This is a genomic window from Pseudomonas sp. HMSC057H01 (assembly GCF_001836405.1).
Classification (GTDB): domain Bacteria; phylum Pseudomonadota; class Gammaproteobacteria; order Pseudomonadales; family Pseudomonadaceae; genus Pseudomonas; species Pseudomonas aeruginosa.
In genome coordinates this window covers 35,676-48,943 of sequence record NZ_KV828389.1, presented here as the reverse complement: position 1 = coordinate 48,943, position 13,268 = coordinate 35,676, and the positions used below count along the sequence as shown (strand labels likewise).

The 13,268-nt window shown below is 65.5% G+C and carries 10 protein-coding genes; 3 read left to right on the top strand and 7 right to left on the bottom strand.

The window, feature by feature from the left end; all coding sequences use genetic code 11:
* Positions 1-75 precede the first annotated feature (75 nt).
* Entirely contained in the window at positions 76-1,392 is a 1,317-nt protein-coding gene (locus HMPREF2581_RS03830) for an MFS transporter (RefSeq protein WP_003096675.1), read from the bottom strand.
* A gap of 287 nt (positions 1,393-1,679) precedes the next feature.
* Here HMPREF2581_RS03830 and HMPREF2581_RS03825 point away from each other — a divergent pair, with 287 nt between their 5' ends.
* Positions 1,680-2,084 (top strand): acyl-CoA thioesterase, encoded by a 405-nt coding sequence (locus HMPREF2581_RS03825; RefSeq protein ID WP_003096677.1) that lies wholly within the window; start codon positions 1,680-1,682, stop codon positions 2,082-2,084.
* A 45-nt stretch (positions 2,085-2,129) separates the two neighbouring features.
* Here HMPREF2581_RS03825 and betA read toward each other — a convergent pair whose 3' ends face one another.
* The 3 genes from betA to betI all read right to left on the bottom strand — a co-directional run bounded on the left by betA (position 2,130) and on the right by betI (position 6,077).
* The gene (gene betA / locus HMPREF2581_RS03820) at positions 2,130-3,815 is read right to left on the bottom strand and encodes a choline dehydrogenase (RefSeq protein WP_003142051.1); all 1,686 of its coding nucleotides are present in this window, start codon (positions 3,813-3,815) and stop codon (positions 2,130-2,132) included.
* A 135-nt stretch (positions 3,816-3,950) separates the two neighbouring features.
* Entirely contained in the window at positions 3,951-5,423 is a 1,473-nt protein-coding gene (gene betB, locus HMPREF2581_RS03815; RefSeq protein ID WP_003142054.1) for a betaine-aldehyde dehydrogenase, read from the bottom strand.
* Positions 5,424-5,483: 60 nt separating this feature from the next.
* On the bottom strand, positions 5,484-6,077 hold the full coding sequence (betI, locus tag HMPREF2581_RS03810) for a transcriptional regulator BetI (RefSeq protein ID WP_003096684.1): 594 nt from the start codon (positions 6,075-6,077) through the stop codon (positions 5,484-5,486).
* 332 nt (positions 6,078-6,409) lie between these two features.
* On the opposite strand from betI, the gene HMPREF2581_RS03805 reads away from it, so the two are divergent.
* On the top strand, positions 6,410-7,960 hold the full coding sequence (locus tag HMPREF2581_RS03805; protein WP_003142056.1) for a BCCT family transporter: 1,551 nt from the start codon (positions 6,410-6,412) through the stop codon (positions 7,958-7,960).
* Positions 7,961-8,176: 216 nt separating this feature from the next.
* Here the strand turns inward: HMPREF2581_RS03805 and choV are convergent, their stop codons facing one another.
* The 3 genes from choV to HMPREF2581_RS03790 are packed head-to-tail and all read right to left on the bottom strand — an operon-like array spanning position 8,177 to position 11,178.
* A complete protein-coding gene (gene choV / locus HMPREF2581_RS03800) occupies positions 8,177-9,355 on the bottom strand; it encodes a choline ABC transporter ATP-binding protein (protein WP_003096690.1) in 1,179 nt (392 codons plus the stop codon).
* Between the two features lie 3 nt (positions 9,356-9,358).
* On the bottom strand, positions 9,359-10,198 hold the full coding sequence (gene choW, locus HMPREF2581_RS03795; protein ID WP_003096692.1) for a choline ABC transporter permease subunit: 840 nt from the start codon (positions 10,196-10,198) through the stop codon (positions 9,359-9,361).
* Positions 10,199-10,239: 41 nt separating this feature from the next.
* Positions 10,240-11,178 (bottom strand): choline ABC transporter substrate-binding protein, encoded by a 939-nt coding sequence (locus HMPREF2581_RS03790; RefSeq protein ID WP_003104841.1) that lies wholly within the window; start codon positions 11,176-11,178, stop codon positions 10,240-10,242.
* A 463-nt stretch (positions 11,179-11,641) separates the two neighbouring features.
* On the opposite strand from HMPREF2581_RS03790, the gene HMPREF2581_RS03785 reads away from it, so the two are divergent.
* Positions 11,642-13,018 (top strand): L-serine ammonia-lyase, encoded by a 1,377-nt coding sequence (locus tag HMPREF2581_RS03785; protein WP_003136285.1) that lies wholly within the window; start codon positions 11,642-11,644, stop codon positions 13,016-13,018.
* Positions 13,019-13,268 lie beyond the last annotated feature (250 nt).

Below are 13,268 nucleotides of genomic sequence, written 5' to 3'. Positions count from 1 at the left end.
TGCGCATTATAGGGAGATAGAAACTGGCGTCAACGATTATTTCAAAAATAATTCAAATAACCGCCGGAAGCGCTTTCACCCCACCGAAACCGCCTCGCCAGCCGGCTTTTTCTGCGCCAGCAGGTAGAGCCCGACGAGGAAGCCGACCAGGCACAGAGTCACCACGTAATAAGCCGGCCCCATCGGGCTCTGCTTGAGCAGCAGGGCCACCGCCATCGGCGTCAGCCCACCGAAGATGGCGTAGGCCAGGTTGTAGGAAAAGGACAGGCCGGAGAAACGCACAACCGGTGGGAACGCATTGACCATCACGTAGGGAACGGCGCCGACGATGCCGACGAAGAAGCCGGTCAGTGCATATAAAGGAAAGAGCCAGTCCGGGTGGGCCTTGAGGTTGCCGTAGAAGCTCCAGGACACCAGCGCCAGTAGCACGCTACCGGCAACGAAAGTCAGCCCCGCGCCGAAACGATCCGCCATGCGCCCGGCGACGATGCAGCCAAGGGTCAGGCAGACGATCGCCAGGCTGTTGGCCTTGAGCGCCGTGGCGGCATCGAAGCCGTATACGCTCTGCAGAACGGTAGGGGTCATCAGGATGACCACCACGATCGCGGCCGACAGCACCCAGGTCAGCAGCATCGACACCAGGACGGCGCCACGATGATCGCGGACCACCGCTTTCAACGGCACTTCCTCTGCCAGTGCCTTGCGTTGCTGCAGCTCGGCGAATACCGGCGTCTCGTGCAGCCAGCGGCGCAGATAGACCGAGAACAGGCCGAACACCCCGCCGAGCAGGAAGGGTATCCGCCAGGCGTAGTCCTGCACCTCTGTCGCGCTATAGAAGCTATTGATCGCAGTAGCCACCAGCGAGCCCAGCAGGATGCCCGCCGTCAGGCCGGAAGTCAGCGTCCCGCAGGCATAACCGACATGCCGTGCCGGTACATGCTCGGCGACGAAGACCCAGGCCCCCGGTACCTCCCCGCCAATCGCGGCGCCCTGGATCACCCTCAGCAGGAGCAGCGCCAGGGGCGCCCAGATGCCGATCTGCGCGTAGGTCGGAAGCAGGCCCATGATCAGGGTCGGCACCGCCATCATGAAGATGCTCAGGGTGAACATGCGCTTGCGCCCGAGCAGGTCGCCGAAGTGGGCCATGATCACGCCGCCCAGCGGCCGCGCCAGGTAGCCGGCGGCGAACAGGCCGAAGGTTTGCAGCTGACGCAGCCATTCCGGCATGTCCGCCGGGAAGAACAGCTTGCCGACCACGGTGGCGAAGAACACGAAGATGATGAAGTCGTAGAACTCCAGCGCTCCACCCAGGGCGGAGAGGGACAGGGTCTTGTAGTCGCTGCGGGTCAATGGACGCTGGGCCGGCGCCTCGGGAGCATTCGCGGATGGCATGTCGGGATTGTTCTCTTTATTCGTTCAGCAAGCATGAGCGGGGTTCGACCGGCAGGCGTGTCGACCTGCGACCCGGGGACGCAGGAGCGAAACCATAGCAAATCGACGAATGTCCACACAGTCGGTCGAAGAGAGAACCGGGCGGTCGTCGGCCGCCCTACTCCTCTATATAATGCCCGGGCGCCTCTGAAAGCTGTCCCAAGACCTTGCACCGGCAGGCGTTTTGGGAGAGTTTTCCCCTAAACCGCGCTTGAACAAGAAATCCGGGGGGCACGAGGCCCTTACCTATGATCGAGCTTGAACAAGAAGACCCCATTCCCCAGGGAGACCTGGCCTTGCAGATTACCGCGCTGCCGCGCGAAACCAACGGTTTCGGCGATATCTACGGCGGTTGGCTGGTATCCCAGATGGACCTGGCGGGAACCGCCATGGCCAGCAAGATCGCCGGCGGCCGTATCGCCACCGTCGCCATCGACCGCATGGCCTTCATGGTGCCGGTCGCGGTAGGTGCCCAGCTTTCCTTCTATACCCAGACCCTGGAAGTCGGTCGCAGCTCGATCCGCATGCTGGTCGAGGTGTGGAGCGACGACCCGCTGTCCAGCGAATGGCGCAAAGTCACCGAGGCGGTGTTCGTGTTCGTCGCCATCGATGGCAGCGGGCGCACCCGCCCGGTCCCGCCACGCCGGGGCTAGACGCAGGAACGCCGGCTATCGCCGGCGTTCTTGTTTGCGCGTTCCTCAGGCCCGCACGGGGTTGCCGCGTACCGGCGCATCCCCGGCCACGTAGTACTTCGCCGTGCTGCGCGGCAGCGGCTGGCGACCGCGGATCCTGTCGGCGATCTTCTCGGCCATCATGATGGTGGTGGCATTGAGGTTGCCGGTGATGATCAGCGGCATGATCGACGCATCCACCACTCGCAGTCCTTCCATGCCGTGGACCCGTCCCTGGCCATCGACCACCGCCATGTCGTCGCTGCCCATCTTGCACGAGCAGGATGGGTGGAAAGCGGTCTCCGCATGGTTGCGGATGAACTCGTCGAGTTCGGCGTCCGACTGCACGTTCACCCCTGGGCTCAACTCGCGGCCCCGATAGGGGTCCAGCGCCGGCTGGTTCATGATCTCGCGGGTCAGCCGGATGCCGTCGCGGAACTCCTGCCAGTCCTGCTCGTGGGACATGTAGTTGAACAGGATGCTCGGATGCTGGCGCGGGTCCCTGGACTTCAGGTGGATGCGCCCGCGGCTCGGCGAGCGCATCGAGCCCATGTGCGCCTGGAAGCCGTGCTCCTGCACGCCCTTGCTGCCGTTGTAGTTGATCGCCACCGGGAGGAAATGGAACTGGATGTTCGGCCATTCGAACGCTTCGCGGGTTCGGATGAAGCCGCCAGCCTCGAACTGGTTGCTGGCGCCGAGGCCCTTGCCGAGGAACAGCCACTGGGCACCGATGGCCGGCTGGTTCCACCATTTGGTCGCCGGGTAGATCGACACCGGCTGCTTGCAGGCGTACTGCAGGTAGAGTTCCAGGTGATCCTGTAGGTTGGCGCCGACGCCCGGCAGGTCATGCACCGCCGGGATGTCCAGGTCGCGCAGCAGGGCCGCCGGGCCGACGCCGGAGCGTTGCAGCAATTGCGGCGAGGCGATCGCGCCGCTGCACACCAATACTTCGCGGCGGGCGTGGGCGGTGGCCGGGTTGTCGCCGTTGCCCACCAGGTAGGAGACGCCGATAGCGCGTTTGCCGCTGAACAGGATGCGGTCGCTCAGGGCGTGGGTGACGATGGTCAGGTTGGGCCGGCCGCGGGCCTGGTCCAGGTAGCCGCGCCCGGTGGCGGCGCGACGGCCCTCCGGGGTGACGGTCCGGTCCATGGGGCCGAAGCCTTCCTGCTGGTAGCCGTTGAGGTCATCGGTTCGCGGGTAGCCGGCCTGCACGCCGGCCTCGACCATCGCATGGAACAGTGGGTTGTTGCCGGCCTTCGGCGTGGTCACGCTGACCGGGCCGTCGCCGCCATGGTAGTCGTTGGGGCCGATGTCCCGGGTTTCCGCCTTGCGGAAGTACGGCAGGCAGTCGAGGTAGCTCCAGTCCTCGAGGCCCGGCTCCTTGGCCCAGCCGTCGAAGTCCAGGGCGTTGCCGCGGATGTAGCACATGCCGTTGATCAGCGAGGAGCCGCCCAGGCCCTTGCCGCGACCGCACTCCATGCGGCGGTTGTTCATGTAGGGCTCGGGGTCGGTCTCGTAGGCCCAGTTATAGCGCCGCCCCTGCAGCGGGAAGGCAAGGGCCGCCGGCATCTGGGTGCGGAAGTCGAAGCGGTAGTCGGGACCGCCGGCTTCGAGCAGCAGGACGCTGACGTCGGCATCTTCGGTGAGGCGGGTAGCGAGTACGTTACCGGCAGAGCCGGCTCCGATGATGATGTAGTCGAATTCCTGGGACATGCAGGCCTTCCTCTTTTCTCGGCATGACACCGGCCGCGATGCTGGCGCGCCGGTGTCTGGAAGTTCGGAATGGCCGGTGTCAGGGAGCGTTGCCTGGGACCGGCCTGGTTAGGGGTTCGAGCGCTGCGTCGAGGCTCAGAACACCGAGGCGTAGTCGCCCAGCTCCACTTGCACGGACTTGATGCGAGTGTAATGAGCCAGGGTGGTGAGACCGTTCTCGCGACCGACACCGGATTGCTTGTAACCGCCGACCGGCATTTCCGCCGGCGACTCGCCCCAGGTATTGATCCAGCAGATGCCGGCTTCCAGGCGATGGATGGCGCGGTGGGCGCGGGCCAGGTCCTGGGTCACGACGCCGGCGGCGAGGCCGTACTCGGTATCGTTGGCGCGGCGGATCGCCTCGTCTTCGTCGTCATAGACCAGGATGCTCATCACCGGGCCGAAGATTTCCTCGCGGACGATGGTCATGTCGTCGCTGCAATCGGTGAACACGGTCGGCGCGACGTAGGCGCCATTGCCGAACGCTCCATCGGTCACACGCTCGCCGCCGCACAGCAGGCGAGCCTTCTGCGCCTTGCCGGACTCGATGTAGCCGAGCACGCTTTCCATGTGCGGGAAGCTGACCAGCGGGCCGAAGTTGGTGTTCTCGTCCTGCGGGTCGCCGAGACGGATGCGCTGCACGCGCTCCAGTACCTTGGCTTCGAAGCGGGCCTGCTGGGAACGGTGGATGAACACCCGGGTGCCATTGGTGCAGACCTGGCCGGAGCTGAAGAAGTTGGCCATGACGGCGATGTCGGCGGCGCGGTCGAGGTCTGCGTCGGGGAAGATGATCAGCGGGGACTTGCCGCCCAGCTCCATGGTCACTTCCTTCAGCGACGAGCTGGAAGCGCTGGCCATGACTTTCTTGCCGGTGGAGGTGCCGCCGGTGAAGGAGATCTTCTCGATCAGCGGGTGCTCGGTCAGCCACTGGCCGACTTCGCGTCCGCTGCCGGTGAGCACGTTGAACACGCCGTCCGGCACGCCGGCCTCGGTGTAGATCTCGGCCAGCTTGAGGGTGGTCAGCGGGGTGACTTCGCTGGGCTTGAAGATCATCGCGTTGCCGGCAGCGAGGGCCGGGGCGGATTTCCACAGGGCGATCTGCACCGGGTAGTTCCAGGCGCCAATGCCGGCGACCACGCCCAGCGGCTCGCGGCGGGTGTAGACGAAACTGGTTTCGCGCAGGGGAATCTGCTCGCCTTCGATGGCCGGGACCAGGCCGGCGTAGTACTCGAGCACGTCGGCGCCGGTGACGATGTCCACCGAGCGGGTTTCCGCCAGCGGCTTGCCGGTATCCAGGGTTTCCAGGGCGGCCAGTTCGTCGTTGCGCTCGCGGAGGATGTCGACGGCGCGACGGAGGATGCGCGAGCGCTGCATGGCGGTCATCGCCGCCCACACCTTCTGCCCCTCGACGGCGCTCTGCACGGCCCGCTCGACGTCTTCCCTGGAAGCCCGCTGGACCTTGGCGAGCACTTCGCCGTTGGCCGGGTTGATGGTCTCGAAGGTGGCGCCACTGCTGGCCTCCACGTAGCGACCGCCAATGTAGAGCTTCTGTTCTTCGAATCGGGCCATGTTGCAGTCCTCTCTTATCGGTATCGCAGGCGCAAGGCGGCGCCGCGGGGGTTTTCGTCCCTACCCCGACTGTTTTGCCAACTGCTGGTCGAGGTAGTCGTAAGCGATGTTCAAGGCCTCGTCGGTATCGAAGGCGTCGCCGGTCAGCGCGCCACGCAACCACAGGCCGTCGATCAGGGCCGCCAGGCCGCGTGCCGCGGCGCGGGCGTCGTCCGCCGAGAGCTGGCGGCGGAACTGGTAGCACAGGTTCGAATACAGGCGATGGTCGTTGACCCGCTGCAATCGACGCAGTGCCGGCTGGTGCATGCTGGTCGCCCAGAACGCCAGCCAGGTCTTCATCGCCGGACCATTGACCTGGCTGTCGTCGAAGTTGCCTTCGACGATCGCTCGCAGGTGCGCCCTCGGACTGTCGTCGTAGAGCGCCGCGCGGCGTTCGCGTACGGCCTTGCTCAAGGCGCTGAGCAGGTGCCGCATGGTCGCTTCCAGCAAGCCGTTCTTGTCCTGGAAGTAGTGGCTGATGATGCCGTTGGAAACACCCGCCAGGCGGGCAATCAGGGCGATGCTGGCGTCTCCCATGCCGACCTGATCGACCGCCTCCAGGGTGGCGTGAATCAGTTGCGAGCGGCGGATGGGCTGCATACCGACCTTGGGCATTGCTATCTCCTCTCGTCGATAGGTGCGTGCGGGCACCGACCGACGTCATTGGTGGCCAGTCTATTTTGTTTTTATTGAACGTTCAATCAACTAAGAATAAGCTCGGCGTCCATGAGCGGCTCCCAGCCTGCGTGCAACCTGGCCCGCGCCGTTCATCACCTCGTCGCCGAAGTCCGCCAAGGATCGCAGAATCCGGGCTTCAAGTGGGGTGGCAATGCTGTGTCTGTAGTCCGCGGCCATAAGCCGCCATGCTTTCACTGCCATGGGGTCATCCTCCAATGAGTACTGCTTCGCCAATAAAAACAAACGAGCAGGTACGTCTGAATCCGATCGTGTTCTTCGGCTCGACCGCACTGATCCTGGTTCTGACCGCCGCCCTCATCCTCTATCCCGACAGCGCCGGAGCCTTGCTCGGCCGCATCCAGGCGTGGCTGTCGCACAGCTTCGGCTGGTACTACATGCTGGCCATCGGCGCCTACCTGTTCTTCGTCGCCTGGGTGGCCTTCTCGCGCTTCGGCACCCTCAAGCTCGGCGAGGAGCATGAAAAGCCGGACTTCAGCTACGGCGCCTGGGCCGGCATGCTGTTCTCCTCCGGGATCGGCATCTCGCTGCTCTACTTCGCCGCATCCGAGCCGATCGACCACCTCTACCACCCGCCCGAAGGCGTTCCCGGCAGCCCTCAGGCGGCGCGCCAGGCGCTGCAACTGACCTTCCTCCACTGGGGCCTGCACGGTTGGGCGATCTATGCCCTGGTCGGCCTCGCCGTCGGCTATTTCGCCTACCGCCATCGCCAGCCGCTGGCGTTGCGCTCGGCGCTCTATCCGATCCTCGGCGAGCGCTGGGTGAAAGGCGCCGCGGGCCACGCGGTGGATTGCTTCGGCATCTTCGTCACCCTTCTCGGGCTGGTGACCAACCTGGGCATCGGCGCCTTGCAGGTGTCGTCCGGTCTCGAGTACCTGACCGGCATGCCGCACAGCAAAGGCACCCTGCTGGCGGTGATCCTCGTGATGAGCCTGGTCGCCACCCTGGCGGCGGTCTCCGGTATCGAGAAAGGCATCCGCCGGCTGTCCAACCTGAATATCGTGCTGTTCAGCTCGCTGCTGCTGTTCGTGCTGGTCTGCGGTTCGACCCTGGAACTGCTCAACGGCTTCGTACAGAACCTCGGCGACTATCTCGACGGCCTGGTGCTGAAGACCTTCGACCTCTACGTCTACACCGGTGCCGGCGCCGGCAAGAGCGAGGAATGGCTGGGCCTGTGGACCCTGTTCTACTGGGCCTGGTGGATTTCCTGGGCGCCCTTCGTCGGTATGTTCATCGCCCGCATCTCCCGTGGTCGCAGCGTGCGCGAACTGGTCTGCGGGGTGCTGCTGATCCCGCTGGGCTTCACCCTGGCCTGGCTGTCGGTATTCGGCAACAGCGCCCTGGACCTGGTGATGAACCACGGCGCGACCGACCTGGGCAAGGCCGCGCTGGAACAGCCGTCGATGTCGATCTACCTGCTGCTGGAACACTATCCGCTGTCGAAGATCGTCATCGGCCTGTCGATCTTCGTCGGCTTCGTGCTGTTCCTCACCCCGGCGGATTCCGGCTCGGTGATGCTGGCCAATCTCTCGCGCAGCGGCGGCGAGCTGGACGAGGACGCGCCGAACTGGCTGCGCATCCTCTGGTCGGCCGTCGTCACGCTAGTCACCATCGGCCTGCTGTTCGCCGGCAACTTCACGGCGATGCAAACCGTCGTGGTGCTCGCCGGGCTACCGTTCTCGGCGGTGCTGATCCTGTTCATGTTCGGCCTGCACAAGGCCATGCGCGCCGACTACGAGGCCCAGGTCGGCGACCGCCGCACCTACCAGCCAGTGCCGGCGCCAACCCAGCACCAGACCTGAATCCGGCGCCGCTAGGGCGCCCTCGCCAATCAGGTGCGTACTTGGCCCGGCGTTTCGCCGGGCCTTTCTTTTCTGCCGCCCGGCGCCCGGCGCATGCCGCAGGAACCGGCGCGCGGGAGCGTGCGAAAGGAAGAACAGACGGAAAAAGCGCGGAGGATAAACGCGAATGCCCGGCAGCGCCGGGCATTCGCAGCGGTCCCGAGCGGGCCTTGGGGGTCAGCCGAGGTTCTTGCCCAGCAGCGCGTGGTACAGCTCGCTGTCGCCGAGCACCCCGACCACCCTGTCCTGCTCCTGCAGAACCAGCTTGTGGCCGGTCTGGTAGCGAATCTGCAGGGCATCGCGCATACGGATGCTGACATCCACCAGGGTCGGTTCGCGGCGCAGCTTCTCCACCGGGTCGCCCTGGCGCCAGCGTTGCAGGTCGATGACGTTGCTGCCCTGGCGCGCGCCCTTGAGCACGTCGCCTTCGCTGAGACCGATCCAGCAGTCGCGGCCCTGGTCGAAGCAGATCTCGTCGTTCTGCCGGATGCACTGGTCGAGGCCACGCATCAGACTCTGGCCGCACAGCACGTTGAGCGGGTTGGTATGGGCGACGAAGGTACGCACGTAGTCGTCCGCGGGGCTCAGCACGATCTCTTCCGGCTTGCCGTGCTGGATGATCCGGCCGTCCTTCATGATCGCGATGCGGGTGCCGATCTTCAGCGCCTCGTCGAGGTCGTGGCTGACGAACACGATGGTCTTGTGCAGTTGCCGTTGCAGCACCAGCAGTTCGTCCTGCAATTGCTGGCGGATCAGCGGGTCGAGGGCGGAGAACGGTTCGTCCATCAGCAGGATGTCGCCATCCATCGCCAGCGCGCGAGCCAGGCCGACGCGCTGCTGCATGCCGCCGGAGAGCGAGTCGGGACGCTTGTCGCGCCACTGCGAGAGACCGACCAGCTCGAGCTTCTCGTCGATCAGCTTCTTCCGCTCGGCGGCCGGACGGCCCTGCATTTCCAGGCCGAAGCCGACGTTCTCGGCCACCGTCAGCCAGGGCATCAGGGCGAACTTCTGGAACACCATGGCGATGCGCTTGGTGCGCATGGCCTTGAGGGTCGCCGGCGAGCAGTTGGCGATGTCCACCTGCGAACCTTCGTGCTCGATCAGCAGCTTGCCGCGGCTGACCTTGTTCAGGCCGTTGATGCAGCGCAGCAGGCTCGACTTACCGGAGCCGGAAAGTCCCATCAGCACGCAGATCTCGCCGCGGTTGACGTCCAGGCAGGCGTCCTCGACGCCGAGCACCTGGCCGGTGCGCTTGAGGATCTCGGCGCGGCCGAGGCCCTGGTCGAGGAGCTTCAGGGCTTCCTTGGTGTGGGTGCCGAAGATGACGTCCACATGGTCGAATCGGATCGCGGTCATGGCTTATTTCCCCTTCACGGCGCGCTGCTTGCACACCCGGTCGAGCAGGATGGCGAGCAGGACGATGGCCAGGCCGGCTTCGAAGCCGAGGGAGATGTCGGCGGTGTTCAGCGCGTTCACCACCGGCTTGCCGAGGCCATCGGCGCCGACCAGCGCGGCGATCACCACCATCGACAGGGAGAGCATGATGCATTGGGTGATGCCGGCGGCGATGCTCGGCATCGCGTGCGGCAGCTCGATGCGCGTGAGCAGTTGCCAGCGCGAGCAGCCGAAGGCCTTGCCGGCGTCGAGCAGCTCCGCCGGCACGTCCTGGATACCCAGGCAGGTCAGGCGGATCGGCGCGGCGACGGCGAAGATCACCGTGGAGATCAGGCCCGGCACCACGCCGAGACCGAACAGGGTCAGGGTCGGGATCAGGTAGACGAAGGTCGGTACCGTCTGCATCAGGTCCAGCAACGGCCGCAGCGCGGTGTAGAACCACGGCTTGTGCGCGGCGACGATGCCCAGCGGCACGCCCACGGCGATGCACACCAGGGTGGCGAATATCACCTGGGCGAGGGTTTCCATGGTCTCCTGCCAGTAGCCCAGGTTGAGGATCAGCAGCAACGAGGCCAGGGCGAACACGGTCAGCCCCCAGCTGCGCTGGATGAAATGCACCAGCCCTACCAGCAAGGCGATCAGCACCAACGGGTTGAACCAGAGCAAGCCGTTGGTGACGCCATGGATGAGGAACTCCAGGGTGTCGGAGATCTTGTCGAAGAACGATGCGCCATGCAGGGTCAGCCAGTCGACGAAACCGGCGATCTGCTCTCCCAGCGGGAGCTTGTGATCAGTCAGGAACATAATCAGGGTCCATCAAGAGCGGGAAATGAACGACCGGTCGCCTACTTGGCGAACGCCAGCTTGGCCGCGGCTGCGGCAGGCTGCCCGTCGCGGGTGGTGACACCGGCCAGCCAGGCATCCAGCTGTTCCGGGTGATCCTTCAACCAGGCCTTAGCGGCTTCCTCGGGTTTCTTGTTTTCGTTGAGTACCGCGTCCATCAGCTTGTTCTCCATCTCGAGGGTGAAGCTGAGGTTCTTCAGCAGTTGGCCGACGTTGGCGCACTCCTGGGCGTAGCCCTTGCGCACGTTGGTGTAGATGGTCGCGCCGCCATAGTTGGGGCCGAAGAAGTCGTCGCCGCCTTCCAGGTACTTCATCTGGAAGCGGGTATTCATGGGGTGCGGCTCCCAGCCGAGGAACACCACCCACTGGTTGCGCCGGATGGCCCGCTGCACCTGCGAGAGCATGCCCGCCTCGCTGGATTCCACCAACTTGAACTTGCCCAGTTCGAAGGCGTTCTTGTCGATCATGCTCTGGGCGACGCGGTTGCCGTCGTTGCCCGGCTCGATGCCATAGATCTTGTTGCCCAGCTTGTCGGAGAACTTCGCGATATCGGCGAAGCTGCGCAGGCCGCCGTCGTAGACGTACTGGGGAACCGCCAGGGTGTACTTGGCGCCCTCCAGGTTGGCGCGCAGCGTCTCGACCGTGCCTTTCTCGGCGTACTGCTTGATGTCGTTGGTCATGGTGGGCATCCAGTTGCCCAGGAATACGTCGAGGTCGTTGTTGGCCAGGGAGCGGTAGGTCACCGGCACCGAGAGCAGATTGACCTTGGTCTTGTAGCCGAGGGACTCGAGGACCTGGCGGGTGACCGCGGTGGTCACTGTGATGTCGGTCCAGCCGACGTCGGCGAAACGCACCGACGCACAGGATTCGGGCTCCGCGGCCTGGGCTGCCAGCGGTGCGCACAGAGACACGGCCAGCAGCCAAGACTTGCAACCTTTCATAGCGAACTCCTCTGCAGGGTAAGGCGCCGGCGCTACCCCGAAGGGCGCGGCGGTCTGTCTGTATCGGGCCGACCGGTAGCGGCCCTCAGCGGGCAATTCGTGAACGATCATGAAACAGGACGCATCCGTCGCCTACAGGGTGGGTCGCAACCAGTGCAGGCGGGGTCGCATTCAGTACCCGCTGTGTCGCATTCAATCATAGTGGTCTTTGCCGGCGACCAGCGGATGCCGTTTTCGGAGCGGCGCGAGCCCGTTCTCATTCCGACGCCGTGCAGGTGCAGACGCCCCTCGGCCGCAGAGGTTCCCCGATCCGGGCGCGGACGCGGCGCTTTTGGACATGGCCGGGTCGGTGGCGGATGCGGCCCGCCCCGGGGAAAGCCCGATGATGCGCAGGAATCGCGGGCGGAGGAGCCGCCACCCCCACTACGCAGGCACGGATGCCGCGGCAATCCCGGAGGCCGGCATGGCTATCAGTGTGTTCGACCTTTTCAAGATCGGTATCGGCCCGTCCAGTTCGCATACCGTCGGCCCCATGCGCGCCGCCGCGCTGTTCACCGCTGCCCTGCGCCAACGCCAGGCGCTGTCGGCGGTGCGGCGTCTCGAAGTGCGCCTGTACGGCTCGCTGTCCGCCACCGGCGTCGGCCACGGCACCGATCGCGCGGTGATCATGGGCCTGATGGGCGAATGGCCGGATCGTATCGACCCGACCCAGATCGCCCCGCGCATGGCCGCGCTGCTCGATAGCGGCCTGCTGCAACTGGACGGCCGCGTGGCGGTACCGTTCGACTGGGTGCGCGACATGCGCCTGCTCGACGAGAACCTGCCCTACCACCCCAACGCCATGACCCTGGTCGCCTACGGCGAGCAGGACGAACTGCACCAGGAGACCTACTACTCGGTCGGCGGCGGCTTCGTGGTCGATGCGGCACAGGCCGCCTCGGGGCAGCTCGACCAGGACCACACGGTGCTGCCCTACGACTTCTCCAGCGCCGAGGAACTGTTGCTGCTGTGCAAGCGCCACAACCTGCGGGTATCCGAGCTGATGCTGGCCAACGAACGCATCTGGCGCAGCGAGACCGACATCCGCGAAGGCCTGCGGCGCATCTGGCAGGCGATGCGCGATTGCGTCGACAACGGGTTGCGCAACGAAGGCATCCTTCCCGGCGGGCTCAACGTGCAACGCCGCGCCGCGCGCCTGCACCGCAACCTGCAGGAGATCGGCAAGCCCAACGTGATCGGCTCGACCCTCAGCGCCATGGAATGGGTCAACCTGTTCGCCCTGGCGGTGAACGAGGAGAACGCCGCCGGCGGGCGCATGGTCACCGCGCCCACCAACGGCGCGGCGGGGATCATCCCGGCGGTGCTGCACTACTATATGAAGTTCAATCCCGACGCCCAGGACCGCGACGTCGTCGACTACCTGCTGGCCGCCGCCGCGGTGGGCATCCTGTGCAAGAAGAACGCCTCGATCTCCGGCGCCGAGGTCGGCTGCCAGGGCGAGGTCGGCTCGGCCTGCGCGATGGCCGCCGCCGGCCTGGCGGAAGTCCTCGGCGCCACCCCGGCGCAGGTCGAGAACGCTGCCGAGATCGGCCTGGAACACAACCTCGGGCTGACCTGCGACCCGGTTGGCGGGCTGGTCCAAGTACCCTGTATCGAGCGCAACGCGATCGCCGCGGTGAAGGCCATCAACGCGGCGCAAATGGCCTTGCGCGGCGACGGCCAGCATTTCATCTCGCTGGACAAGGTGATCCGCACCATGCGCGACACCGGCGCCGACATGCACGACAAGTACAAGGAAACCTCGCGCGGGGGCCTGGCGGTGAACGCCATCGAGTGCTGAACCGGAATTGCTCACGAAACGATCGAGACGCCACTTTTTGGCGCATATGACGCGTGACCGGGCGGTCGCCATCCGTCACACTGCGGGGTAACGGCTCGCCGCCCGTCGTTACCTTTGTCGCCACGGCCGCTGCCCCGCCTTCTCGCCGGGGGCCGCCCTGGTGCTACCGAAATGCCCAGGCGCGCGGCGCGCCGCCAGCCGTCGCCCATGCTGTCGTTGTGCCAGGCCCGAGTGGAAATGCCGGGCTAAA